This is a genomic window from Curtobacterium sp. JUb34 (assembly GCF_003755065.1).
In the GTDB taxonomy this organism is placed as follows: Bacteria; Actinomycetota; Actinomycetes; order Actinomycetales; family Microbacteriaceae; genus Curtobacterium.
In genome coordinates this window covers 387730-412994 of sequence record NZ_RJVH01000002.1, presented here as the reverse complement: position 1 = coordinate 412994, position 25265 = coordinate 387730, and the positions used below count along the sequence as shown (strand labels likewise).

Genomic DNA, 25265 nt, shown 5'->3' with positions numbered 1-25265 from the left:
CCGTGCAGCGCACGCGACCGGACACGGCGCCGGTGGGGAACGGCTCAGGCGGAGGTGAAGCGGCGGACCAGGTCCGGCAGCTCGGCCGGTTCGAAGACCTCGTCGGTGGCGTCGAGCTCGTCGGCCGTCCACCACCGTGACGCCAGGATGTCGACCCGTTCGTCGTCCGTCCACTCGGCGTCCGACAGCTCGAAACCCGGCGTGCGCACGACGTAGAACTCGCTGTGGCCACGGTCGTGGTCGGCGAGGTCCCACTCGACGGTGAAGTCCCACGACCACACCGGCTCACCCGGGTCGTCGATGACGATGCCGGTCTCCTCGCGCAGCTCGCGGATCGCGGCGTCGCGGTGGTCCTCGCCGGGGTCGACCCCGCCACCCGGCGTGATCCACCGGTGCGCGCCGTCGGAGGACGGCGAGTTCGTGTCCATCAGGAACACGCGACCCTCGGGGTCGAGCAGGATGATGCGGGAGGTTCGGCGCAGGCCGGGCTTGGCGGTCACCCGCCCGACGCTAGCCGACGAAGCCGCTGACGTCGCCGACGAGCTTGGTGTGGTCTGCGGGGATCGGCTCGATCGCGGCGAGGGCGATCTCGGCGGCGAACTCCGACACGCTGTAGAGCTTGCCGACCTCCTGCCGGCGGCCCTCGATCGCGCCCGGGTTCAGGCGGTTCAGCAGGGTCGCGGTGATCGTGCCCTCGATCATGTCGCCCGAGACGACGACGAACTCGATGCCGGCGGCCTCGAGCTGCGGGATGAGCTCGCGGAGGGCGAGTTCGCCGGCGCGCTTGCTCTTCGCGACGGGGACGTACTCGTCCATCGTCTCGGCGGTCTCGACGAAGTGGGCCTGGTGGCTCGTGACGAACACGACGCGGGAGCCGGCGGGCATGTGCGGCACGGCGGTCTGGAGCATGTCGACCTGGGCGTCGCGGTTCAGGCGGAGCGCGTAGTCCTCGCCGAGGCCGGACTCCATGCCGCCCGAGGCGTTCAGGACCAGCAGGTCGATGCCGCCCCACTCCTGCACGACGGTGTCGACGAGTGCCTGCACGGACTCGTGGTCGGTCAGGTCCGCGCCGACGGCCAGGGCGGAGCCGCCGGCCGCGACGACCTTCTCGGCGATCTGCTCGGCGCGCTTGGCCTTGTTGCGGTAGTTCACGACGACCTTGGCGCCGGCCTCGGCCAGGTACCCGACGGTGTCGGCGCCGATGCCGCGCGACGAGCCGGTGACGACGGCGCGCGTGTCGGTGAGGGATCCGGGGGCGAGGGGGTTGCTCACAGTCGTGTGTTCTCCAGGTCGGGTTCCGGCCGGTCGGCCGCACCGAGCCTACCAATCGCCTGCACGACCGTCGGACCCTCCTGATATGTTGAACGGAGTTGTACCGGCCGTCGCGACGCTGCGAGCCACGGCGCGCGACCGAGGGAGGGAGATCGCGTGAACGGAATCGATTGGATCCAGACCATCGTCTGGATCGGACTGGTGTTGCTGCTGGGAGTGGTCGAGATCTTCACCCTCGACTTCATCTTCATCATGCTCGCGGCCGGAGCCGCCGGCGGGTTGATCGCCGCACTGCTCGGCGCACCGTGGTGGCTGTCGGCCATCATCTCGGCCGTGCTCGCGCTCGTGCTGCTCTCGCTCGTCCGACCGCGTCTGCTGCTGATGCTCGGCCGCGGCGCCGACCCGCACCGCACGAACATCGAGGGGCTCATCGGGCTCCCCGGCACCGTCGCCGTCGCGTTCACATCCTCTGCTCCCGGCCAGGTCCGCCTGGCCAACGGCGAGACCTGGAGCGCACGGTTCGCCGTGGGCGCCATCGATCGCACACCGCCACTCGGCACCCCCGTGGTCGTCGAGTCGATCGAGGGGTCGACCGCGGTCGTGCGCCTCGCAGAAAGGGCCACCTCGTGACCATCACACCCGGGACGATCGCACTGCTCGTCCTGATCCTCGTCGTCGTCATCTTCGTGATCGTCGTCCTGGCGAAGGCGATCCGCATCGTCCCGCAGGCCACCGCCGGCATCGTCGAACGCCTCGGCAAGTACCACAAGACGCTCTCGCCGGGCCTGAACCTGCTCGTGCCGTTCATCGACCGTCTGCGTCCGCTGCTCGACATGCGCGAGCAGGTCGTGTCCTTCCCGCCGCAGCCGGTGATCACCGAGGACAACCTCGTGGTCTCCATCGACACCGTGGTCTACTTCCAGGTCACCGACGCCCGTGCGGCGACCTACGAGATCGCCAACTACCTGGGCGCGGTCGAACAGCTCACCACCACCACGCTCCGCAACGTCGTCGGTGGCCTCAACCTCGAAGAGGCCCTGACCAGCCGCGACAACATCAACGGTCAGCTCCGTGTCGTCCTCGACGAGGCGACCGGCAAGTGGGGCATCCGCGTCGGCCGTGTCGAGCTCAAGGCGATCGAGCCGCCCGTGTCCATCCAGGACGCCATGGAGCAGCAGCTGCGTGCCGAGCGGAGCCGTCGTGCCGCGATCCTCCAGGCCGAGGGCACCAAGCAGTCCCAGATCCTCGAGGCCGAGGGGCAGCGGCAGGCCGCCATCCTCGCCGCAGAGGGTGACGCGAAGGCCCAGGTGCTCCGCGCCGAGGGTGAGGCGTCCGCGATCGCCACGGTGTTCGAGGCCATCCACACCGGCGACCCGGACGACAAGCTGCTGTCGTACCAGTACCTGCAGATGCTGCCCAAGATCGCCGAGGGCACCGCGAACAAGCTCTGGATGATCCCGAGCGAGTTCACCGAGGCACTGTCCGGCATCGCGAAGGGCTTCTCGGGCGGACGGAACGGCAGCGGCCCGGTCGCCGGCGCCGGCACGGGTGGGGACTTCCTCTCCCGCATCTCCAAGCTCGCGAACGAGAGCCTGGCGAACACCGCGGCCGCCGACTCGGCCGGCGCCTCGATGCCGCGCGCGGACGCCACCGCGGCGGACATCGTCCCCGAGTCCGACCTCGACGCCCGGCTGGCCGAGTCGAACCGGAGCGTCGACGCGCACCTCGCGGCCGCCGACGACGCGACCGCCAAGAAGGTCGACGACACACCGGCTCCGCAGTCCGACGCCGCGCAGCACCCGAACGACGAAGCGTCGGGGCACCGCACGAGCGACGGCTCCGGACGGCGCTGACCGGCACCACCACGAACGACGATGCCCGCCCCGGGGAACCGGGGCGGGCATCGTCGTTCGTCAGGTGGTGGTGTCAGGCACCGCGTCGTGCACGGAGGACCTGCAGGCGCTCCTCGAGGAGCTCCTCGAGTTCCTCGCGCGAGCGACGCTCGAGCAGCATGTCCCAGTGGGTTCGGGGCGCCTTGACGTCCTCTGCTGCGACCTCGACGGGGATGCCGTCGTCACCGAGCAGACGTCCTTCGCGGCCGGAGCGTGGCTCCGACCAGGTCTGGGGCACGTCTGCGTCAGCGGAGAAGACGATGTCGAAGGTCTCCCCCGAATCGGTCTGGTAGACCGCGCGCTTGCGGTCCGAGAGCTCGACGCCCTCTTCGCTCTGGAGGCTCTGACTCCCGAGCCGCATGCCGCGGAGACTCCGATCAGCCATGTGTGTGCTCCTCTCGCTCGTCTGCCCTCCACAACACTGTCCCACGCGCCGTCGTTCCCGACTGGGCGCATTCACAGTCCGTTCCCAGTGCGTGCCCCTGCTGCACCGGATCACGGCGTCGGGAGCACCGGGACGCGGCGGCGGTTCAGGAGCGGTTCCGGCGTCCCCACGGCGCGCAGGCCAGCAGCACGAGCAGCCCACCGAGCGTGAGCACGAGGACGATCGATCCCGACGCCAGCGACGCCGGCGTGGTCGAGGTGCCGAGCGGCACGTCGGTGACCATCGAGGTCGCGGTGTACTCCGGGACCCGGTCGATCGTGCGGCCGGACGGGTCGATGACCTGGGAAGCGCCGACGGTCGAGATGTTGACGAGGGACCGGCCGGTCTCGATCGCCCGCATCCGTGCGATCTCGAGCTGCTGCAGGTTCTCGTCGGTGCCGGAGAAGTCCGCGTTGTTCGTCTGCGCGAGGATCACCTGCGCTCCCCCACGCACCATGTCGCGGGTCAGCCCGTCGTCGACGATGTCGAAGCAGATCGCGATGCCCGCCCGGATCCCCGCCACCGGCAGGACGTTCGGCTTCGTCCCCGGCGTGTAGTCGCGCTGCAGCAAGCCGATCAGCGACGGCGCGAGCTTCGAGAAGAACCAGCGGTCCGGCACGTACTCGCCGAAGGGCACCGGTCGCTTCTTGTCGTAGGACGACTGCCAGCCATCGGCCGTCCACACGAACGAGGTGTTGTGCAGCACACCGGACGGGGTCTGCGTGATGGCTCCGGCGACCAGCGGCGCACCGACCGAGTCGACGACGGCGTCGAGGGACGAAGCGATCACGGGCTGCTGGCGCGGGTCGAACTCCGCCGAGGCCTCGGGCCAGACGACGAGGTCGACGTCCTTCGCCTCGACGTCGGTCGCCGCGACCTGTGCCGCCAGGACCTCGCCCGGCGCAGCACGGTCGAAGTACCCGGCCGGCCCGTTGCCCTGCACGGACTCGACGCGGATGGTTCCGGAGGTCGCGGTCGGCCAGGCCGGCACCGCGAGCACCGCGGCGACGAGCAGACCGGCGGTCGCGACCCGGACCGGCAGCCGCAGGGTCGCGCCCTGTGCCCGCGGGGACACGAGGGCGAGCGACACGACCACCGCCACGCAGTAGACGACCACGAACGTCACGCCGAGCACGCCCACGTACGCGGCGAGGTGCGTGAACGGCCCCTGCGACTGCGACAGGCCGACGCGCCCCCAGGCGAAGCCGCCGTACGGCCAGCTCCCCGAGAACCACTCGCGTCCGGTCCACAGTGCGGCGACGACGGCCGGGAGCCCCCACACGCGTCCGGCAGTCGAGGGCACCACGCGCGCCACCCACCGGTACGCGAGGGCGATCGCGACGCTGCCGAGGGCGAAGAACGCCGCCTCCAACAACGCCAGTGCGAACCACGGGACGGGGCCCAGGTAGCGCCCGGCCCACGAGATGGCGGGGATCCAGAACGCGGCACCGGCCACGTAGCCCACCCACGCGGCCCTGCGGGCGCGCTGCCCCATCACCGCGAGGAGCATGCACGCCAGCGCCGGGAAGGCCAGGAACCACCACCCGGGCGACGGGAACGCGAGCGCGAACAGCACCCCGCCGATGACGGCAAGGGGCAGCGCGGTGCCCAGCGGGAGCGCCGCGAACGGGCCGTCCGCGACCGCACCGCGGCCCACGCGCGCGGGCACCCCACGCACACCGGTCTCCGGAACCCGCACCGTGCCTCCCGTCAGACCGCTGCGTAGGCGACGATGCCGCGGCGGACCGCGTCCGTCGCACGTCGAGCGGTCTGGGCGAGGTCGTCGTCGCCGGCGTTCCGGATCTGGTCGAGCAGGTCGATGACCTGCTTCGACCAGCGGACGAAGTCACCGGCGGGCAGGTCGAGGGTGCGCAGGACGTCGTCCAGCGCCGAGCCGGACGCCCACCGGAACATGCCGACCGCGATCGCCGGGGTGGGCGGCAGCGAACCGGCCAGGCGGGCGTCGCGCTCGATGTCGTCGAGGCGCGACCAGATCGTCAGGGTCTCGTCGAGGGCCGGGCGGAACGCACCGCGGGGCAGTGCGTGCTCGGTGCCGGGGGCGTCGTCGCGACGGGGCTGGTAGATGATCGTGGCGGCCATCGCGGCGAGCTGCGCCGGGGTGAGGTCCTTCCAGACCCCCGCCTCGAGACACTCGGCGACGAGCAGGTCGCGGTCGCCGTAGATGCGCTGCAGGCGACGGCCCCCGGCGGCCACGGTGGCCTCGCCGTTGCCGGCATCGACCAGGTACCCGAGCTGCAGGAGCACCTCGGTGACCCGGTCGAACGTGGTCGCCACGGCACCGGTGCGGGACCGGATCTGCTGGATCAGCTTGTCGTTGACGCGCTTGAGCTTCCACCAGCGCTCCGCCCAGCGGGCGTGCGCCTCGCGGTCGGGGCACGCGTGGCAGGGGTGACGCTGCATCTGGCGACGGACCGCCGTGATGGCGGCCTGCCGTTCCTGCCGTGCGCCGTGCGAGGCCTCGCGTCCACCGGGCACGTTCGTGCGCTCCAGGTCGGAGAGCTCCCGGCGGAGCGCCGCGTACTCGGTGAAGTCGCCGAGGTGGCACTGCATCGCCTCGCGGTACCCCTCGAGCGATTCCTGCTGCGAGCGGACCTTGCGGGCCAGGTCGACCACGGACCGGTCGGCCTGGAACTGCGCGAACGACGTCTCGAGGACCTCGCGCGTGCGCTGCCGGCCGAACTGGTCGATCAGGTTGACGGCCATGTTGTACGTCGGCTTGAACGACGAGTTCAGCGGGTACGTGCGACGGCTGGCGAGTGAGGCGACGGCCTGCGGGTCGAGCCCGTCGGTCCACTGGATGACCGAGTGTCCCTCGACGTCGATGCCACGGCGCCCGGCTCGACCGGTGAGCTGGGTGTACTCCCCCGGGGTGATCGGGACACGGGCCTCGCCGTTGAACTTCTCGAGCTTCTCGAGCACCACCGTGCGGGCCGGCATGTTCACGCCGAGCGCCAGGGTCTCGGTGGCGAACACGACCTTGAGCAGCTTGCGCTGGAAGAGGTTCTCCACCACTTCCTTGAACGCGGGCAGCATGCCCGCGTGGTGCGCGGCGACCCCCCGCTCGAGCCCCTCGAGGAACTCCCAGTAGCCGAGGACGGCGAGGTCCTCGTCCGGCAGGGTGCGGCAGTGGTACTCCGCGGTCTCACGGATCTCGTTGCGCTCCGGCACCGTCGTGAGCGACAGCCCGGACCGCAGGACGTTCCGGACGCCCTGGTCGCACCCGGCACGGCTGAACACGAAGAAGATCGCGGGCAGCAGCATCCGCTCGTCGAGCATGTGCGCGATGCGCTCGCGGTGCAGCTTCTCGGTGCGCGGCCCACGGCGGTCGTGGTACCCGCCGCGTCCACGTCCACCGCGGTGTCCGCCGCCGTGCCGTTCGCTACGCGACGCACCGCCGACCATGCGGAGCAGCTCCGGGTTGACGCGGTTCGTCGCCGCCGCACCGCTGGAGTCGAACAGGTCGACCATCTTCGACCCGACCAGCACGTGCTGCTCGAGCGGGACCGGGCGGTCCTCGGACACGATGACGTCCGTGTCGCCGCGGACGGTCTGCAGCCAGTCGCCGAACTCCTCGGCGTTGGAGACCGTGGCGCTCAGCGAGACGAGCCGGACCTCGGTCGGGAGGTGCAGGATCACTTCTTCCCACACGGCCCCGCGGAAGCGGTCGGCCAGGTAGTGGACCTCGTCGAGGACCACCCAGGCCAGGTCGTCGAGCAGGTCGGAGTCCGCGTAGATCATGTTCCGCAGGACCTCGGTCGTCATCACGACGACCCGCGCCCGCGGGTTCACGTTCGTGTCACCGGTGAGCAGGCCCACCTCGGACTCGCCGTAGACCTCGACCAGCTCGGCGTACTTCTGGTTACTCAACGCCTTCATCGGCGTCGTGTAGAACACCTTCGCCGTCGGCTGCCGCATCGCCAGCCAGATCGCGAACTCGGCGACGATCGTCTTGCCGGCACCGGTCGGCGCGGCGACGAGGACGCTGCGGCCCTGGTCGAGCGCGTCGCAGGCGGCGAACTGGAACGGGTCGAGGTCGAAGCGCAGGTCGGAGCGGAACAGCTCCAGGTTGCGGGAGCGGTTCCGGACCTTGGCGGCGGCGAAGCGCTCGGCCGCGCTGAGGTCCGCGGTCACAGGCCGTACTCTTCGTCGAGCTTGGCCTGCTTCTTCGCCACCCTGCGGTCGTGCAGCCACGCGACGAAGCACGCTGCGATGTAGAGCACGACCATCGGCACCGCCAGCAGGAACATCGAGATGACGTCGGCGCTCGGGGTGACGATCGCGCAGAAGACCAGGATGCACAGGATCGCGATGCGCCACGACTTGATGATCGCCGACGCCGACAGGACCCCCACGAAGTTCAGCAGGACGATGAACACCGGCAGCACGAAGGCGATGCCGACCGCGACGATGAGCTTGATGACGAAGTCGTAGTAGGCCTTCGCGTCGACGATCGAGGTGTCCTGGCTCGACACGAAGCTGCCGAGGATGCCGACCACGTGGGGCAGGATGTACCACCCGAAGTAGCAGCCGGCGAAGAACAGCGGGATCGCGGTGCCGAGGAAGCCCCACACGTACTGCTTCTCGCGCCGCACCAGGGCGGGCACGATGAACGCCCAGATCTGGTAGAGCCAGACCGGGCTCGAGATGACGATGCCGATGGTGATCGCGATCTGCAGCTTGAGGTCGAACGCCCCCGTGATCATCGGGAAGTTCAGCTCGGCCGTGTGCCCGCCGACCTTGGCGAGCTCGGCCACCGGTTGCCGGAGCGAATCGAGCACGAACGGGGTGAGGAACCATCCACCGACCGCGGCGATGACCACGGCGAGCACTGCGCGGAACAGGCGGTTGCGCAGCTCGATGAGGTGCTGCCCGAGCGACATGCGGCCTTCGGCGTCGTTGTCCTGGCGCCCTTGCCGCCTCGCTCGCCCGCGCGCGGTCGTCGAAGCCATGGGTCGATCCTACGGGGTGGGAACCGACAGTTCGGCGCGCTCCGTGCGAACGCACATGCAGGACTCGTCAGCCCGCAGCGAGGGCGGCGGCTGCGAAGTCGCGCACCGCGTCCCGCGCCGCCGGCGGGTCGAGCACCACGGCACGGCCGGGCAGCCCCGCGACGAGCCGGACCACGCCGTCGAAACCGTTCGACGCCGCGAGCCGGATGCGCACGCGCGCCTCGGCGTCGGGGGCGTCGGCGGTGTCGGCGAGGAAGTCGGCCACGAGCGGCAGCGACGACGAGTCGAGCTCCACGGTGACGATGACGTCCTCTGCGGACTGCTGGAACAGCGTGTCCGGGATCACCACCTGGTCGACCGACTTCTCCACCGCACGGTCGTCGACGCGTGCGCCGGACATCCGGTCGAGGCGGAAGGTCCGGAGCGCCTGCCGGTCGAGGTCCCAGGCGCGGAGGTACCAGTCCGTGTCGATCGACTCGACGCGCAGCGGGTCGACCCGGCGGGTGCCACCCTGGGTGCGCGGGCCGGCGTACTCGAATGAGAGTCCGCGGCCGTCGGCCATCGCGCGACGGATCGTGGCGAGGGCGACGTCGTGCAGGTCCTGCCCGACGGCGACCGTCGAGGCGGCACCGCCGGCACCGCGCGACAGCTTCGCCATGAGCGCGCGGATGGCGTCGCGGTCGGCGGCCTCGGGCAGCGCGGAGAGGTACTGCAACCCCGCGATGAGCGCCGAGGCCTCGCGCGCGGACAGCCGGGGCGAGTCGTCGATGGCGACGAGGTTCGTCAGGACGATCATCTCGTTCTGGTCGAAGTCGTCCCAGGCGATGTCGAACAGGTCGCCGTGCTGGTACTGCATCGTCTCGCCGGGGACACCCGACACCGCGATGAGTTCCACGGCGCGACGGATTCGGGCCTCGGGGACGCCGAAGTGGCGTGCGGCCTCGGCCACCGAGACGCGCTCGCGGTCGATCAGGTACGGCACCAGGGCGAGCAGGAACGCGAGCTTGTCCTGCGCCTGCAGGGGCTGGGCGTCAGCCACGGGCGGGCTCCTCTTCGTCGCTGTGGTCCCGCACGAGCGCCCGGAGCCGCTCGACGACCCGCAGCCGCAGGTCCTCCGGCTCGAGCACCCGGACCTCGGGTCCGAACGCGGCGAGTTCCTCGGCCAGGATCTGCGGGTCGACGTGGTGCAGGACGAGTGCGCCGTCGGCGTCGGTCTCGGTGTCTCGGCGCCGGGTGAGCCGTCGCTCGGCGTCGGAACCCGGGGTCACCGCGATGCGCGCCGTGCGGGCGGACCAGATCCGCTCGAGCTCGGCGAGCGTGCGCTCCCCCGCGCCCACCGGTGCGGTGTGCTGCCCGACCTCGTACTGCGTGACCGTCCCGACGATGCGGGACAGCAGGTAGTTCTTGTCCGAGTCCGTGGCGAACTCGTGGGCCGCGAGCATCCAGCGGCCGCCGTGCTGGACGAGGGCGAGCGGGGCGACCTCGCGACGGCGGGCCTCGTGCTGCCCGGGGGTGATGTAGTCGAACCGGACGGCGGCACCGCGGTCGAGGGCGGAGCGGAGCGGTTCGAACGCCGCGTCACGTGCCCGGAGCCGCGGGGCGTACGCGTCGACGCCGAGCTGGAGTGCGCCGTCGTCGTCTTCCGAGCCCGCGGACCGGACCTTGAGCAGGCCGCGGCGCGAGTCGGCCGACAGGGCTCCTTCGCGCCAGGCCATGGCGGCCAGCGACAGCAGAGCCGATTCGTCCGGGGTGAAGCGGACGTCGACGGGTAGGTCGTACTCGCCCTTCGGGATCCGGTAGCGCAGCGTCTGGTTGTTGCCGGCGGCGCCCGGTGTCTCGATGGTCTCGAGCGGGATGCCGAGCTCGCGGACGTCGTCCTTGTCACGTTCGAACTGCCGCTCGAGCGAGGCGTTGTCCCCGCCCGGCGTGAACCGCTGGCGGTAGCCCTGCACGTTGGTCAGGATCTCCGCCTTGGTCAGCCCGGACTCCGTCGAGAGCAGCGCGAGCACGAGGCTGAACAACCGCTCCTCTGCGGGCACACGGGGCACACGGGTCGCTGGCACGAGCCGATCCTACGGCAGCGCGGGTGCACCGGAGTGCACCCGCGCCGCGGTCGGTGGACGGTGTGTGAGCGTCAGCTCGACATCGCTCCGAGCACGTCGATGACGTACGCGTAGGCGGTGCCCTGCTGGTTCACGACGGCCAGGACCTGGTCGCCGACACGGTGCCCGACGATGGCGGTGCGAACGCCCTCGTCGACCTGGCCCTTGGCGAGCGGCACGGTCTGCGCACCCGAGCCGTCGGTCCAGCTGGAACCGGCCACGGACGGGTCCGCGCCCCACGTCACAGCGGTGTACTTGATGACCGCGGTGTCCTTCGCGGTGAGCACGCGACCGGACCCCTTGCGGAGCAGGTGCGTCTGGTTCGACTTCGGCGCGTTCCACGACGGGATCGTGATGCCGGGGGCGCCGGACGGTGCGAGCACGACGGCGGGCATCTTGTCGCCGGCGAGCTGCGGCGTACCGGTCGCACGGGCGTCGAAGGCGCGCTTGACGTCGACGACGGCGATGACGGCGTCCTCGGTCTTCGTCGACGAGCCGCTGTCGGTGGTGGCGCTCGCGTCCGAGCTGCTGAGCGCGCTCTTCGGCAGCGCGACGGCCAGGCGGTCGCCGACCTGCGCGCACTCGAGCGATTCGCCGAGGGCACCGTAGTTGCTCGCGCCGGCGGTGATCGGGGCAGTCTGCCCGGAGTAGCCGCTCGTCTGCGCGACCTCGCCGGTGGCGCCGTCGACGAGCGTGTACTCGATCAGGACGGGGGTGCCGTCCTCGATGGTGCGGCCGTCGCCCTGCTTCAGGACGGAGACCTGCGTGCCCTTCGTGGTGAGCCCGCTCGGGATCGACACCTTCGGCTCCTTGCCGAACGCGCCGGTCGCGGTCACCGCCTCGGACGCCTTGCCGGGTGCGGCACAGCTCGAGGGGGTGGTGCCGGCGCCGTTCGAGGCGCACGCCGTGAGCGACGCCACGAGACCGATGGTGACCAGGAGTGCGGGGATGGTGCGCACGGACCCTCTTTCCGTTCGATGCAGGACGGGCACGACCGTCAGCCTACCGGTCGCCGTCGGCCGGCTCGGACGCGTCGCCGACGGGCTCGGACGGTGCCCCGGACCCCTCGGCGACGGCGGCTGCGGACCCGGCCTCGGCTGCGGCGACCTTGCGGGCCTGCGCCGCCGACTGCCGTGCGACCTTGCGGAGCTTCTTGTCGCTCGTCGCCCGCTCGCCGACGGCGCCCGGGGTCCAGGCCTCGATGTCCTCGTCGGAGAACTCGACCTTGCCCGCTCGGCGCTTCAGGTTCGGCAGGACCGTGCCGTCGGCCAGTCGACGGGCCGTGATGAGGAACCCGGTGTGCCCGACCATGCGGTGGTCCGGGCGGACGGCGAGGCCCTCGACGTGCCAGGTGCGCACCAGCGTCTCGCTCGGCATCGGGTCGGTGAAGCGGCCGGTGTCGCGCAGGGCCTCGGCCGTGCGGGACAGCTGTGTGACGGTGGCGACGTAGCAGACGATGAGCCCGCCGGGCACGAGGGCGTCCGCTGCGGCGTCGACGCACTCCCAGGGCGCGAGCATGTCGAGGACGACGCGATCGACGCTCTGCTCCTGGACGGCGCCGGGCAGCTCCTCGACCAGGTCGCCGACGGTCACGGACCAGTTGTCCGGGACGGCGCCGAGGAACGTGCCGACGTTGCCCTGCGCGATCGCGGCGAACTCCTCGCGACGTTCGAAGGACTGCAGCTGCCCGGTCGGGCCGATCGCCCGCAGCAGGAACAGCGAGAGGGCGCCGGAACCGACACCGGCCTCGACCACCCGGGCGCCCGGGAAGACGTCCGCGAACGCCACGATCTGGGCGGCGTCCTTCGGGTAGACGATCGCGGCGCCGCGCGGCATCGACATCACGTAGTCGTTGAGCAGCGGACGGAGCGCGAGGTACTCGTCACCCGTGCTGGCACGGATCACCGAGCCGTCCGGCTGACCGATGACGTCGTCGTGCCGGAGCACCCCGCGGTGCGTGTGGTACTCCCCGGCGGTCTCGAGGGACAGCGTCGTGAGCTTGCCCTTCGGACCCGTCAGCTGCACGCGGTCGCCGGCCCGGAACGGGCCGCGCGGCGGCGTGTGCGGTGCGCCACCGGCGGTGTGCGGGAGCGCTGCGGTCGGGTCGTCGGTGTGGTTCATCGGGTGACCCCCTCGGTGTCCGCCGCGTGTGCCGGGTCCGGCACCGCGCCTCCCGTGTCGAGCGCGCGCGCAGCCAGTGCCGGCGTCGTCAACTCGACCAGGCGGTCGACGTCGACACCCGACAGGGTGGTCAGGTGCACGTCACCGCCGGCGATCTCGGACAGCGGGACGATGTGCTCGACGGCGATCGTGACGGCGCCCGAGGCGACGGCCGACGCGACGCCGGTGGCGGAGTCCTCGATCGCGACGCACGCGGTGGGCTCGACGCCGAGCTGGGCCGCGGCGGACAGGTAGGCGTCCGGGAACGGCTTCGGACGGTCGACGTCGTCACCGGCCACGACGACGCGGAACCCGCGCTCGCCCAGTGCCTCGGCGGCGACGAGCGCCATCTTCCGGCGGGACATGGTGACCAGGGCGGTGGGGATCCCGCGGGCGTGGAGCTCCTCGACGAGTTCGCGGGCGCCCGGACGCCACGGCAGCTCGCCGGCGCGCAGGTGCTCCATCACGTAGTCGGTCATCCACTGGATGATCTCCTCGACCTCCATGTCGACGCCCTTGGCGCGCAGGAGCTCACCGGAGCGCTCGAGGCCGGACCCGACCAGGGACAGGCCGTCCTCGTGGGTCCACTCGGCGCCGTAGCGGTTCGTCAGGTCGACCTGGGAGCGCTGCCAGATCGGCTCGGTGTCGATGATCGTGCCGTCCATGTCCCACAGCACGGCTGCGGGCGGGACGAGGGCAGGAGGATGCGCGGTCACGGGCGACGAGTCTACCGGGGCCGTTCCGCTGGGCGCGGACGCGCACGTGCGGGAGCGCTGCCGGGGCCTACAGTGGATGCCTGAATCGTGTCCGGCCGGGTGCCTCGTCGCACCCGCCCCGCTCCGCTCCACCACCAGGAGGTCCGCTCCGTGCCACAGCACTCCCCCTTCAGCGACGGCCGGTTGCTCGTCGTCGCCTTCGAGGGCTGGAACGACGCCGGCGAAGCCGCGAGCGGACTCGCCCGACGCATCGTCGAGTCGCTCGGGCTCGACGAGCTGCGTGAGCTCGACGGGGAGCGGTACGTCGACTACCAGTTCAACCGTCCGACCATGGGGTCCGACGAGACCGGCGCCCGCGGGGTGCAGTGGCCCCGCATCGTGCTGCACGGCCCCGGCGCCGAGGGCCGGCCCGTCATCGGCGCCACCGGCTCCCCGACCGACCGCGACGTGTTCGTGCTCGTCGGGCCGGAGCCCTCGCGCACCTGGCGCGGCTTCTGCGCGGAGATCATCGACCTCGCCGACGTGTACTCGATCGACGCCGTCGTCTTCGTGGGCGCCATGCTCGCCGACGTCCCGCACACCCGACCGATCTCGGTCTTCGTGTCGAGCGAGAACGCCGGCGTCCGCACCGCGTTCGACGTCGACAAGTCGTCGTACGAGGGTCCGACCGGCATCCTCGGCGTCCTGGCCGACGCGATGGACAAGGCCGGGCTGACCACGCTGTCGCTCTGGGCTTCGGTCCCGCACTACGTGCACAACTCGCCGTCGCCCAAGGCCACGCTCTCGCTGCTCGACAAGATCGAGGAGCTCACCGACGTCACCGTGCCCCGCGGCACGCTGCTCGACGACGCGACCGAGTGGGAGGACGGCATCGACGCCCTCGCCGCCGACGACGAGGACATGGCGTCCTACATCGGGCAGCTCGAGCAGGCCCGTGACACCGTCGACTCCCCCGAGGCCTCGGGCGACGCGATCGCGCAGGAGTTCGAGCAGTACCTGCGGCGCCGCGAGCACAAGGACGGCAAGGACGGCGGCACCGCCGGTGGCGAGGGGCCCTGGCGTCCCCCGCAGCCGCCCCAGCAGTAGGGCGCGGGCGGGGCCGGGGCGGGCGCGCCCGGACCCGTTCGCCGAGGTTCCGAAATCTCGGCATGTCGCCGCCGCACGCTGCCGTCCGTGGAACCTGCGCGCGACGCGCACGGCGTGTCGCGCGGCTCGCGCCCGTCGAGCGGTCGCCATCTGCCGGCCGCAAGCACAAGGCCCGTCACGACCGATCGGCGGACGGGAGGCACGGTGCCAGCCCGCCACGGGCCTCCCGTCCCCCGACGGTCGCGTCCAACGCGCCCAACGCGCCCGGCCGCGATCGCCGAGGTTCCGAGATCTCGGCATCTCGCGGCCGCACACGGCCGTTCGTGGAACCTCGGCGGCACGCGCGCGGCATGTCGTGGAACCTCGACGAGGCGCACGCGGCCGAGCGTGGGGACAGCCCCCGCCCCGCGGCCCGCGTCAGCCCAGGCGGATGCCGAGCAGGGCGTCGATCAGGTCGGCGAGCTCCGGCGTGCACGCCGTGCCGCCAGCGATCGCCGTGTCGACCGCGGCGACCGCGCCCGGCGTGTCGAGGTCGTCGGACACCCGCGCCCGGATCCGCGACGCGACGCCGGCCGCGTCGTCGGCGTGCCCGGCGGGAGCACCCGACGCCCATGCGTCCCAGGTCGCGAGCCGCGTCGTGGCACTCGTGAGTTCGGCGTCGAACCACTCCCAGTCGTCGGAGTACTTGTGCGACAGCAGTGCGAGCCGGATCGCCCGGGGGTCCGCGCCGTCGTCGAGCAGCCCACGCACCGTGACGAGGTTGCCGAGCGACTTCGAGATCTTCGTGCCCTGGTAGGCGATCATCCCGGTGTGCACGAACGCGTGCGCGAGGGGCTGGTGCGCCAGCGCGGCTGCGTGTCCCGCGCTCATCTCGTGGTGCGGGAAGACGAGGTCGCTGCCGCCGCCCTGCACGCTGATCGGCAGGCCGAGGCGGTCGCCGGCGATGACGCTGCACTCGATGTGCCAGCCGGGCCGGCCGGGGCCGATCTCGGAGTCCCAGCTCGGCTCACCGTCGCGGGCCGCACGCCAGAGCAGCGGGTCGAGGGGGTCGCGCTTGCCGGGGCGCTCCGGGTCGCCGCCACGCTCGGCGGCGAGCGTGAGCATGGTCTCGCGGTCCAGGCCGCTCTCGTCGCCGAGCGACCACGCGTCGGTGGGGTGGTTCACGTCGAAGTAGAGGTCGTCGCCCTCGGCGTCCGGGGTGGGGACCTCGTAGGCGGAGCCGGTCTCCTGCAGGAACGCGACGGCCTCGGCAACGCGGTCGACCTCGTCCGTGACGGCCACGAAGTCGTCGGGCGGCAGGATCCGGAGCGACTCCATGTCGCGGCGGAACAGGTCGATCTGCGAGGTGGCGAGCTCGCGCCAGTCGACGCCGTCGCGGGTGGCGCGCTCGAGCAGGGGGTCGTCGACGTCGGTGACGTTCTGGGCGTACTCGACGTCGAGGCCGGCGTCGCGCCAGGCGCGGCCCAGCGTGTCGAACGCCAGGTACGTCGCCGCGTGGCCGAGGTGCGTGGCGTCGTACGGGGTGATCCCGCACACGTACAGCGCGGCGCGCTCGTCGCCGTGCGTCGGGTCGACCGGCTTCCCGGTGGCGGTGTCGTGCACGACGGGCCGCGGCGCTGCGCCGGGGACGTCGGGGACGGACGGGGCCTGCCAGGCCCTCACGGCTGGATCACTCCGAGCGACAACAACACGATGAGAACGATACCGAGTGCGATGCGGTAGACGACGAACGGCAAGAAACTGCGCTTGCTGATGTAGTTCATGAACGCCGCGATCACCACGAACCCGACGATGAACGCCACGACCGTCGCGATGAGCGTGTCGGCGAGTCCGAACGGCGCCCCGTGGTCCCCGAGGCTCGTCGCGGCCTCGTACAGACCGGAGAGGAACACGGCCGGCACCGCCAGCAGGAACGCGAACCGCGCGGCAGCTGGTCGCGTGTACCCGAGCGCGAGCCCCATCGACACGGTCGCGCCGGAGCGGGACACCCCGGGGACGAGCGCCAGCACCTGGGCGAGCCCGATCAGGATGCCGCCGCCGAAGGTCATGTGCTCGATCCGGCGCTCCTTGCGGCCGACGACGTCGAGCACGCCGAGCACGATGCCGAAGACGATGAGCACGATCGCGACGATCCACAGCGAACGGAACGTGGTCTCGATGGAGTCCTTCAACAGGAGCCCCGCGATGCCGATCGGGATCGTCCCGAGGATCACGAGCCACCCGAGCCGCACGTCGGGGTCGCCCTTCGGGACGTCACGACGGAACACCGAACGGAACCACCGCCCGATGATCCGGGTGATGTCCTTCCAGAAGTAGATGAGCACCGCGGTCTCGGTGCCGAGCTGCGTCACCGCGGTGAAGGCCGCGCCCGGGTCCTTCGCGTCGGGCAGGAACAGCCCGACGATGCGCAGGTGCGCGCTGGAGGACACCGGCAGGAACTCGGTGAGTCCCTGGACGAAGCCGAGGAAGATCGCCTCGAGGATGTGCACGCACGGGCCTTTCGGGGGAGGTCGGTCAGGACACCGCCACGGAGGCGACCATGAACAATATCAGTACGTGGCCAGGAGGTCCCCGAGGACGCGCCGACCGAAGGCCAGCGAGTCGAGCGGCACCCGCTCGTCGACGCCGTGGAACATCGCCGGGAAGTCCACCCCTGCGGGCAGCTGGAGCGGCACGAAGCCGTACCCCGCGATCCCGAGCGTCGACAGTGCCTTGTTGTCGGTGCCGCCGGACAGCAGGTAGGGCAGGACCGGGGCGCCCGGGTCGTGGCGGCCGAGGACGTCGCGGACGGCGTCGACGAGCGGTCCGCCGAAGTCCTGCTCGAGACCGATGTCGCGGAAGGACATCACGACCTCGACCTCGTCGCCGGCGAGCTCCCGCACGCGAGCGAGGACCGACTCCTCGTCGCCGGGCAGGCAGCGGATGTCGACGAGCGCCTCGGCCGTGTCCGGGATCACGTTGTGCTTGTAGCCCGCGGTCAGGACCGTCGGGTTCGTCGTGGTGTGCAGGGCGGCGTGGATGAACCGCGAGGCCGACCCCGTCGCCAGCGCGACCTCGTCCGGGCCGGTCACCGTCGGGTCGACGCCGAGGAACCGAGCGACCTCGGCGACCATCGCGTCCGTCGTGGCCGACAGGCGCACCGGCCACTCCTCGCTGCCGATCCGGGCGACGGCCGCGGCGAGCTTCGTCACCGCGTTGTCGCGGATGACGTGGGAACCGTGTGCCGCCGTGCCGCGCGCGACGAGCTTGATCCACATCAGCGCCTTCTCACCCGTCTGCAGCAGGTAGGCGCGGCGGTCACCGAGGGTGATCGAGTACCCGCCCACCTCGCTGATGGCGGCGCTGGCCCCGGCGAAGACCTCGGGGTGGTGCTCGACGACGTGGTGCGAACCGAGGACTCCCCCGGCTTCCTCGTCGGCGAAGTACGCGATCACGAGATCGCGGTCGGGAGCCCCGTGCTGCTCGATGACGTCAGCCAGCGACGTGAGCATCATCGCGTCCATGTTCTTCATGTCGACGGCACCCCGCCCCCACAGCGACCCGTCCTTGACCACGCCGCCGAACGGGTCGACCGACCAGTTCGCCGGGTCGGCCGGCACGACGTCGAGGTGTCCGTGCACCACCAGCGCCGACTTGTCCCGGTTTCGACCAGGGACGCGTGCCACGACGCTCACGCGGTCCGGCTCGGACTCGAACAGCTGCGGCTCGAGGCCCAGCCCGCGCAGCTTGTCCTCGACGTAGTGCGCCGCCTCGGTCTCACCGCGCGACTTCCCCTCGCCCCAGTTCGTCGTGTCGATGCGGATGAGGTCACGCGCGATCGCCGCGGTGGCCTCGAGCTCGGTCGCGGTCGGCTCCGGGTTCGTCATGCCACCACGGTATCGGTGCGCACCGACGCTGCTCGGCCCGGCGACGCCGCGCGACACCGCGGGGCGCCGCGGCTGGACGCGCCCGGGATGCGCGGCCGTGTTCATCGGGCGTTCAGACCCGTGCTAGTGTTTTCTCTCGGCAGGGACGCCGGGGAAACCCGGTGAAATCGCCACACATCCAGTCCGGATGGCGGAATTGGTAGACGCGCTAGCTTGAGGTGCTAGTGCCCGTATTAGGGCGTGGGGGTTCAAGTCCCCCTTCGGACACAGAACATGCAATGCCCCCTGACCTTTCGGTCCGGGGGCATTTTCTGTTGTGCCTCCCGGCGAGTGCCGCCATCGCTGCGCTCGTGGCCGGGCGACAAGATCGACGTCGTACGACATCGATGGTGTCGTTACGGGTCGGGCCGGGGCGAGCAGACGGACGGGAGGCGCGGTGCCAGCTGGCACCGCGCCTCCCGTCCGTCGGGTGGTTGCGTCGAGCTCTTCGACGCCTCGACGAAATTGCGGCCTGATGCCGCGTTCCGTCTCCTAGCTCTTCGACGCCTCGACGAAGTTGCGACGCGGGTCCGTCTCCTTGATGAGCGAGGTCGCGTCGCGGCCCGAGACGGCGCCGGTGACCCAGCCGATGATGATGCGCGCCTTGCGGTTCAGCGTCGGCATCGCGTACACGTGGTACGCGCGGTGGGCGAGCCAGGCCAACAGGTTCGTCATCTTGATGCCCTTGATGTTCGCGGCACCCTTGGCGACACCGTACGACGCGACCGTGCCGATCGAGGGGTGGCGGTACTCCTCGAGGGGCTTGCCGGTGATCGTCGCGACGACGTTGTCCGCCGCCACGACGGCCTGGCGCACGGCGTTCTGCGCGTTCGGCGGGTAGAACGCCGGCTGCTTGTCGGCGGTCAGGTCGGGCACCTGCGCGACGTCACCGAGGCCCCAGACACCGGGGACGACCTCGTGCGTGTCCTCTGCCTCGACCTGGAGCTTCGCGTTGGCGGCGAGGTGCCCCTTCGGTCCGCGGGGCAGGTCGGAGGCGTCGAGCAGCGGGTTCGGCTTGACGCCGGCGGTCCACACGAGCAGCCCGGTCGGGATCTCGTCGCCGTCGGAGAGCTTGACGATGCCGTCCTCGGCGCTCGGCATGGTGGTCTTCAGACGCACGTCGATGCCACGGGCGCGGAGCGACTCGAGCGTCCACTTGGACAGCTCGGGGCCGACCTCGGGCGCGACACGGTCGAGTGCGTCGATGAGGATCCAGCGAGGCTGCTCCCCCGCGAGCGACGGGTACGTCTTGATGGCGGCCTGCGAGACGTCGAAGAGCTCGCCGATCGCCTCGACACCGGTGTAGCCACCGCCGACGAAGACGCTGGTGAGCAGACGACGACGTTCGTCCTCGTCACGCGTGGCAGCGGCCTTCGCGATGTTGTCGAGGAGCTTGGCGCGCACGTAGGCGGCCTCTTCCACGCTCTTGAAGCCGACGCCGTACTCCTCGAGCCCGGGGGTCGGGAAGGTGCGGGTGACCGAGCCGAGCGCGACGACGAGCTGGTCGTAGCCGAGCGTGCGGTCGTCGCCACCGGCGGTCGCGATCGAGACGGTCTTGTCCGCCGACGAGATCCCGGTGACCTTGCCCTGGATGACGCGGGTCTTGCGCAGCGCACGGCGCAGTTCGACGGTGACGTCCTTCGGGGCGATGTGGCCGCCGGCGACCTCGGGCAGGAACGGCAGGTACGTGTAGTAGGTGTTCTGGTCCACGAGCGTGATGCGCATGGGCACGGTCGCTGCGTGCTTCTGCAGCTGCTTGACGGTGCTGTAGCCAGCGGAGCCGCCGCCGAGGACGAGGACGTGAGGGATCGAGTCTGCCATTCCTCCGGTCTACCGGACTTTGGCTTGGCGCGTCATGAGCTGCGCGGCCTGTCGCGCAGCCGCCACCAGGCCGTCTCCGCCAGGTCGACACCCATGTAGACGCCGTGCGGGGTCCGTCGGGACTCGGTGAGCGAGAACCGTCGCAGCCGGTAGCCGCCCCCGAACCGGTCGATGATCGCCTCGGGAGAGGACTCCGCGTCGCGTTTGACGTACCAGGTGCGGTCGTCGACGGACTCGATCACGGGCGGACCGCCCGGACCGCACCCGTCACCTGCGCCCGCCGATGCGGGAGCGCAGGACGTCGATGCGCTTCTGGATCTGCTCGATGCTCGCCTGCGCCACCGCCGGGCCACCGCTGATCCGCCGGAGTTCGGCGTGGATGGCGCCGTGCGGCTCGTTCGAGTGCCGCGACCAGATGGACACGAGCCGGGCGAGCTCGGTGCGCTGCTCCTTGATCGTCATGTACATCGGGCGGTTCTCGGGCTCGGCGGCCTTCGGCAGGCCGTCCTTGACGGTGCGGCCCTTGGAGCGCTTCGCCTGGGTCGCCTGGCGCGCCCGGAGCAGGTCGCGCACCTGGTCGGGTTCGAGCAGCCCGGGGATGCCGATGAAGTCGAGTTCCTCGAGCGACCCGACCTCGCCGCCGGTGCCGAACTCGCCGCCGTCGTACAGGACGCGGTCGAACGACGCCTGCGAGTCGAGCGCCTCGAACGGCTGGACCTCGAGCAGGCTCTCGGACGCCCGGTCCTCCTTGTTGGCCTCGGCGACCATCGCGTCTTCGGGGTTGTACATGCCGTCGTCGGCGTCCTTGGGACGGTCGAGGGCGTGGTCGCGTTCGAGCTCGAGGGTCGCGGCCAGCGCCATCAGGCCGGGCACGCTGGGCAGGAACACCGACGCGGTCTCCCCACGGCGGCGAGCACGCACGAAGCGGCCGATCACCTGGGCGAAGAACAGCGGGGTGCTGGCGCTCGTGGCGTAGACCCCGACGCAGAGCCGCGGGACGTCGACCCCCTCGGACACCATGCGGACGGCGACCATCCACCGCGAGGTGTCGTCTGCGAACGCACTGATCCGGCTGGACCCGGCGGCTTCGTCGGACAGGACGACGGTCGGCCGCTCCCCGGTGATCTGCTGCAGGATCCGGGCGTACGCGCGGGCCGTGGTGGTGTCCGTCGCGATCACCAGACCGCCGGCGTCGGGCACACCACGGCGCACCTCGGTGAGGCGCTTGTCAGCTGCGGACAGCACGGCCGGCATCCACTCGCCCTCGGGAGACAGCGCGGTGCGCCACGCCTGTGCGGTGATGTCCTTCGTGACCTGTTCGCCGAGGGAGGCCGACATCTCGTCGCCCATCCGGGTCTTCCAGCGCATCTGGCCGGCGTAGGCCATGAACAGCACGGGTCGGACGACGCCGTCCTTCAGCGCGCGGCCGTAGCCGTAGTTGTAGTCGGAGATCGAGGTGCGGATGCCCTGCTCGTCGGGTGCGTACTGGACGAACGGGATCGGCGCGGTGTCGGAGCGGAACGGCGTGCCGGACAGCGAGAGTCGTCGGGTGGCGCCGGAGAACGCTTCTCTGATGCCGTCGCCCCAGGTGAGTGCGTCGCCACCGTGGTGGACCTCGTCGAGGACGACCAGGGTGCGCCCGCCCTCGGTGATCTTCTTGTGCACCTCGGGGTTCATGCCGACCTGGGCGTAGGTGATCGCGACGCCCTGGTAGTGCCGGCCGAACATGCCGTCGCCGTTCTTGAACATCGGGTCGATCCGGATGCCCACGCGGTCGGCGGAGTCAGCCCACTGCCGCTTGAGGTGCTCGGTGGGGGCGACGACCACGATGCGGTCGACGGTGCCGCGCGCGAGCAGCTCGGTGGCCAGACGCAGCGCGAACGTCGTCTTGCCGGCGCCGGGCGTCGCTGCCGTGAGGAAGTCGCGCGGCTCGGATTCGAAGTACTTCGTGAGCGCTTCGACCTGCCAGGCGCGGAGCTTCGACGCGGTCCCCCACGCAGCGCGGTCCGGGAACGCCGGCGACAGGTGTTGGACGGCCGAGTTGCCGGCTGCCTCGGCCAGGGCGGCCGCGTCGGCTTCGTCGCGCGCCACCGCGTCGGCGTGCGCGGACGAAGATGCGCCCGACGACGTGTCGGTCGACCCCGCGGCGCCGTCTCCGGCCCCGTCGTCCCCCGACTCGGCCCACAGCGTGGCGGGCTGCTGCTGTTCGTACTCCGCTGCGCTCACTGGACCTGATTCTACCGCCACCGTCAGTCCTGCCTGGCGTGCGGGACGTGGCCGTCGGGGGTCCGGCGGACCAGAGATGCCGGTCGCAGCACGCCTGCGCCGAACCGCGCGGCGACCGCGTCCACCGTGGTCTCGGTCTCGCGCCACGGCGCGTCGTCGTCCCAGAGCGCGTTGCTCGCCGCGGCCGGCACGAGGTTCTCGCCGCGGACCCCGATGAGCCGGATCCGGTTGCCCGGCCGGTGCAGCACGTCGTACAGCTCGACGGCTTCACGGTGCAGCCGCTTGGCGACGTCGGTGGGCTCGGCGAGGGTCCGCGAGCGGGTCAGGGTGGTGAAGTCGGTGTAGCGGACCTTGAGCGCGACGGTGCGGGCCTGCACGTCGGCGTGACGCAGGCGGACGGCGACCTTGTCGGCGAGACGCAGGAGTTCACGCGCGACGTCGTCCCGCTCGGTCAGGTCATGGCCGAACGTGACCTCGTGCCCGATGGACTTCTCGCCGACGCCGGTGTCGACGACGCGGGGATCGCGCCCCCACGACAGGTCGTGCAGGCGCTGGCCACCGGCGGGCCCGAGGGCGGACACGAGCGACCCGAGGGGCGTGTTCGCCAGGTCGCCGACGGTCCGGATGCCACGGCGCTCGAGGGTCTCCTGCGTCTTGCCGCCGACGCCCCAGAGCGCCGAGACCGGCTGCGGGTGCAGGAACGCGATGGTGTCGGCTCCGGGGACGACGAGCAGCCCGTCCGGCTTGGACCGGCTCGACGCGAGCTTCGCCACGAACTTGGTCGATGCGGCGCCGACCGAACAGTGCAGGCCCGTTTCGGCGTGGACCGTGCGTCGGATGGCCCGACCGATCTCCCACGGCGTGCCGTACAGCCGGAGCGCGCCGGCGACGTCGAGGAACGCCTCGTCGATGCCGAGCCGCTCGACCCGCGGGGTGAACCGGTCGAAGATCGCCATCACCGCGGCGGACTTGTCGCGGTACTTCTCGAAGTGCGGCTCGACGATGATCGCGTTCGGGCAGCGGCGCTTCGCGATGGCCATCGGCATCGCGGAGTTCACCCCGTACTTGCGGGCCTCGTACGTCGCCGCGGTGACCACGGACCGGTCGGAGTCGTGGCCGACGATGACCGGCAGCCCCACCAGGTCGGGCCGGTCGAGCAGTTCGACGGACGCGAAGAAGGCGTCCATGTCGACGTGCAGCACCGTCGCCGAGACGTCGTCCACCGGGGCGTCGGAGACGAGCCGGTTGCTACCGTCCTGCTTGCTCACACCGAGATGATGCCAGGCACCACCGACATCGCCGCCCGGCTCGGCGTGCGGAGGTCGCTATGCGCCGAGAGCACCGTGCGACCTTCGTCGATCCGTGCCGGGTTGATCGCTCGGTGCGGCGCTACAAGGCCGCACGGAGCGGGCAACCTCGCACCAGCCCACAAGTCCCGCACCGTGCTCGCGCGCCCGGCGCTCGGCGCGCGCGGGTGCCGCGTCAGGCTGGCGGGCCGAGCACCGACGTCGCGAGGGTGCGCGCCGCCGAGTCGCGCGACGACGGGTGGTACTGCCCGGCCCGCACGTCGCGCGCCAGGCGGGCGAGCTCGCTCGACGACCGGAACGCCGAGCCCCCGACGACCCGCATCGCCTCGTCCACCACGTGCTGTGCCGTGTCGACCGCCCGCGCCTTCGTGCCGACGAGCAGCGGGAACCACCGGGCGCCGAGCTCGTCGCGTTCGTCCACCGAGCGGGCGAGGGCGTCGACCTGCAGGGTGATCGCGTCGACGGCACCGCGCAGGTCCGCGAGCGCACGGCGGACGTCGGGGTCGTCCGACCGGGGCGAGCCGTCGGCCGCCACGCGTCGCCCGACGGCGTCGACCGCCAGCGCTATGGCCCGCTCGGCGACGCCGACGTACACCGACGCGATGAGCAGCTCGAACGCCGCGAAGACCCCGAACACGAGCGGGTCCTGGTTCGGTCCGACGGGCAGCGACCGGACGATGCGGTCGGCGGGCACGTGCACGCCGTGCAGTTTCGTCGTGCGGCTCTGCGTCGCCCGCATGCCGAGGGTGTCCCAGTCGTCCAGGTGCTCGACGTCGCCGTCGGACCGGAGCACGAAGCCGTGCACGAGCCGCGGTTCCGGCCCCGTCTCGTCCTTGCCGAACACGCTCAGCACGTCCCACGCCGGCGCGAGGGACGTGAACACCTTGGTGCCGGTGAAGCGGTACCCACCGTCGCCGTCCGGCTCCGCCGTCGTCGACGAGTCGAACAGGACGGCGTCGTTGCCGGGTTCGCTCACCCCGAACGCGAGCAGCTGGTCGTCCGCAGCGCGGTCGGTGACGGCCTGGAGGAACGACTCGCCTCGCGCACGCACCGCGCGCGCCGCCTGCACCCACACCTGGTGCATGCCGAGGCCGAGTGCCGTCGCCGGCGCGGCCTGGGCGAGCGTCCGCTGGACGGCGGCCGTGGCGTGGAGTCCGAGTCCGGAACCGCCCTGGGCCACCGGGACCCCGATGCGCAGGTAGCCGGCGGCGCGGAGCTCGTCGAGGTCCTCGGCGCAGAAGGCGTTCGCGGCGTCGTACCCGGGGGCACGGTCGGCGATGCGGGCGAGCAGGTCGTCCTGCACGGTCCAGGGTGCCGCGTCCGTGCCGACGTCCGTGCCTGCGTCCGTGTTGGCCTTCGTCATGGCACGAGACTAGGGTCCGGA

Annotated in this window: 22 protein-coding genes and 1 tRNA gene; 4 read left to right on the top strand and 19 right to left on the bottom strand. The window is 71.4% G+C overall.

The annotated features are described in order from the left end of the window. Nucleotides 1-44: 44 nt before the first annotated feature. Nucleotides 45-500, bottom strand: coding sequence for an NUDIX hydrolase (locus EDF63_RS08410; RefSeq protein ID WP_123312602.1), 456 nt, complete (start codon nucleotides 498-500; stop codon nucleotides 45-47). Nucleotides 501-510: 10 nt separating this feature from the next. After that, nucleotides 511-1272 (bottom strand): SDR family oxidoreductase, encoded by a 762-nt coding sequence (locus EDF63_RS08405; RefSeq protein WP_123312601.1) that lies wholly within the window; start codon nucleotides 1270-1272, stop codon nucleotides 511-513. A 156-nt stretch (nucleotides 1273-1428) separates the two neighbouring features. On the opposite strand from EDF63_RS08405, the gene EDF63_RS08400 reads away from it, so the two are divergent. Continuing rightward, nucleotides 1429-1902, top strand: a complete 474-nt coding sequence (locus tag EDF63_RS08400) for an NfeD family protein (protein WP_235035827.1) — start codon at nucleotides 1429-1431, stop codon at nucleotides 1900-1902. After that, nucleotides 1899-3125, top strand: a complete 1227-nt coding sequence (locus EDF63_RS08395) for an SPFH domain-containing protein (protein ID WP_123312600.1) — start codon at nucleotides 1899-1901, stop codon at nucleotides 3123-3125. The genes EDF63_RS08400 and EDF63_RS08395 overlap by 4 nt, the downstream gene beginning before the upstream one ends. Before the next feature lie 73 nt (nucleotides 3126-3198). Here the strand turns inward: EDF63_RS08395 and EDF63_RS08390 are convergent, their stop codons facing one another. The 9 genes from EDF63_RS08390 to EDF63_RS08350 all read right to left on the bottom strand — a co-directional run bounded on the left by EDF63_RS08390 (nucleotide 3199) and on the right by EDF63_RS08350 (nucleotide 13536). Continuing rightward, a complete protein-coding gene (locus tag EDF63_RS08390; protein WP_111084006.1) occupies nucleotides 3199-3549 on the bottom strand; it encodes an RNA polymerase-binding protein RbpA in 351 nt (116 codons plus the stop codon). 145 nt (nucleotides 3550-3694) lie between these two features. Continuing rightward, a complete protein-coding gene (gene lnt / locus EDF63_RS08385) occupies nucleotides 3695-5257 on the bottom strand; it encodes an apolipoprotein N-acyltransferase (RefSeq protein ID WP_260233028.1) in 1563 nt (520 codons plus the stop codon). Between the two features lie 41 nt (nucleotides 5258-5298). Further along, on the bottom strand, nucleotides 5299-7740 hold the full coding sequence (locus tag EDF63_RS08380; RefSeq protein WP_123312598.1) for an RNA helicase: 2442 nt from the start codon (nucleotides 7738-7740) through the stop codon (nucleotides 5299-5301). Continuing rightward, nucleotides 7737-8489 carry a twin-arginine translocase subunit TatC gene (gene tatC / locus EDF63_RS08375; RefSeq protein ID WP_123312597.1) on the bottom strand — a complete coding sequence of 251 codons (753 nt, stop codon included), beginning with the start codon at nucleotides 8487-8489 and terminating at the stop codon, nucleotides 7737-7739. Before tatC ends, EDF63_RS08380 begins: the two co-directional genes overlap by 4 nt. A gap of 136 nt (nucleotides 8490-8625) precedes the next feature. After that, entirely contained in the window at nucleotides 8626-9597 is a 972-nt protein-coding gene (locus tag EDF63_RS08370) for a YafY family protein (RefSeq protein WP_123312596.1), read from the bottom strand. Beyond that, complete coding sequence (locus EDF63_RS08365; protein ID WP_123312595.1) at nucleotides 9590-10621, bottom strand: YafY family protein; 1032 nt, start codon at nucleotides 10619-10621, stop codon at nucleotides 9590-9592. The genes EDF63_RS08370 and EDF63_RS08365 overlap by 8 nt, the downstream gene beginning before the upstream one ends. A 71-nt stretch (nucleotides 10622-10692) precedes the next feature. Next, the gene (locus EDF63_RS08360) at nucleotides 10693-11619 is read right to left on the bottom strand and encodes a hypothetical protein (RefSeq protein WP_123312594.1); all 927 of its coding nucleotides are present in this window, start codon (nucleotides 11617-11619) and stop codon (nucleotides 10693-10695) included. Between the two features lie 43 nt (nucleotides 11620-11662). After that, nucleotides 11663-12781, bottom strand: coding sequence for a tRNA (adenine-N1)-methyltransferase (locus EDF63_RS08355; RefSeq protein WP_260233027.1), 1119 nt, complete (start codon nucleotides 12779-12781; stop codon nucleotides 11663-11665). Then, entirely contained in the window at nucleotides 12778-13536 is a 759-nt protein-coding gene (locus tag EDF63_RS08350; RefSeq protein WP_260233026.1) for an HAD family phosphatase, read from the bottom strand. Before EDF63_RS08350 ends, EDF63_RS08355 begins: the two co-directional genes overlap by 4 nt. 150 nt (nucleotides 13537-13686) lie before the next feature. On the opposite strand from EDF63_RS08350, the gene EDF63_RS08345 reads away from it, so the two are divergent. Then, a complete protein-coding gene (locus EDF63_RS08345; RefSeq protein ID WP_123312593.1) occupies nucleotides 13687-14622 on the top strand; it encodes a proteasome assembly chaperone family protein in 936 nt (311 codons plus the stop codon). Between the two features lie 417 nt (nucleotides 14623-15039). Here the strand turns inward: EDF63_RS08345 and mshC are convergent, their stop codons facing one another. The 3 genes from mshC to EDF63_RS08330 are packed head-to-tail and all read right to left on the bottom strand — an operon-like array spanning nucleotide 15040 to nucleotide 18488. After that, the gene (gene mshC, locus EDF63_RS08340) at nucleotides 15040-16284 is read right to left on the bottom strand and encodes a cysteine--1-D-myo-inosityl 2-amino-2-deoxy-alpha-D-glucopyranoside ligase (RefSeq protein WP_123312592.1); all 1245 of its coding nucleotides are present in this window, start codon (nucleotides 16282-16284) and stop codon (nucleotides 15040-15042) included. Further along, complete coding sequence (locus EDF63_RS08335) at nucleotides 16281-17111, bottom strand: undecaprenyl-diphosphate phosphatase (protein WP_123312591.1); 831 nt, start codon at nucleotides 17109-17111, stop codon at nucleotides 16281-16283. Before EDF63_RS08335 ends, mshC begins: the two co-directional genes overlap by 4 nt. Before the next feature lie 60 nt (nucleotides 17112-17171). Next, a complete protein-coding gene (locus tag EDF63_RS08330) occupies nucleotides 17172-18488 on the bottom strand; it encodes a M20/M25/M40 family metallo-hydrolase (protein WP_123312590.1) in 1317 nt (438 codons plus the stop codon). Between the two features lie 181 nt (nucleotides 18489-18669). On the opposite strand from EDF63_RS08330, the gene EDF63_RS08325 reads away from it, so the two are divergent. Then, nucleotides 18670-18755: transfer RNA gene (locus EDF63_RS08325), tRNA-Leu, on the top strand. 264 nt (nucleotides 18756-19019) lie between these two features. Here the strand turns inward: EDF63_RS08325 and EDF63_RS08320 are convergent. From EDF63_RS08320 to EDF63_RS08300, 5 genes are all read right to left on the bottom strand, one after another. Next, on the bottom strand, nucleotides 19020-20348 hold the full coding sequence (locus EDF63_RS08320; protein WP_123312589.1) for an NAD(P)/FAD-dependent oxidoreductase: 1329 nt from the start codon (nucleotides 20346-20348) through the stop codon (nucleotides 19020-19022). Between the two features lie 32 nt (nucleotides 20349-20380). Next, nucleotides 20381-20590 carry a hypothetical protein gene (locus tag EDF63_RS08315; protein ID WP_123312588.1) on the bottom strand — a complete coding sequence of 70 codons (210 nt, stop codon included), beginning with the start codon at nucleotides 20588-20590 and terminating at the stop codon, nucleotides 20381-20383. Nucleotides 20591-20615: 25 nt separating this feature from the next. Further along, nucleotides 20616-22409, bottom strand: coding sequence for a DEAD/DEAH box helicase (locus EDF63_RS08310; RefSeq protein WP_123313104.1), 1794 nt, complete (start codon nucleotides 22407-22409; stop codon nucleotides 20616-20618). 188 nt (nucleotides 22410-22597) lie between these two features. Next, the gene (dinB, locus tag EDF63_RS08305) at nucleotides 22598-23842 is read right to left on the bottom strand and encodes a DNA polymerase IV (RefSeq protein ID WP_123312587.1); all 1245 of its coding nucleotides are present in this window, start codon (nucleotides 23840-23842) and stop codon (nucleotides 22598-22600) included. A gap of 214 nt (nucleotides 23843-24056) precedes the next feature. Then, nucleotides 24057-25244 carry an acyl-CoA dehydrogenase family protein gene (locus tag EDF63_RS08300; RefSeq protein WP_123312586.1) on the bottom strand — a complete coding sequence of 396 codons (1188 nt, stop codon included), beginning with the start codon at nucleotides 25242-25244 and terminating at the stop codon, nucleotides 24057-24059. Nucleotides 25245-25265 lie beyond the last annotated feature (21 nt).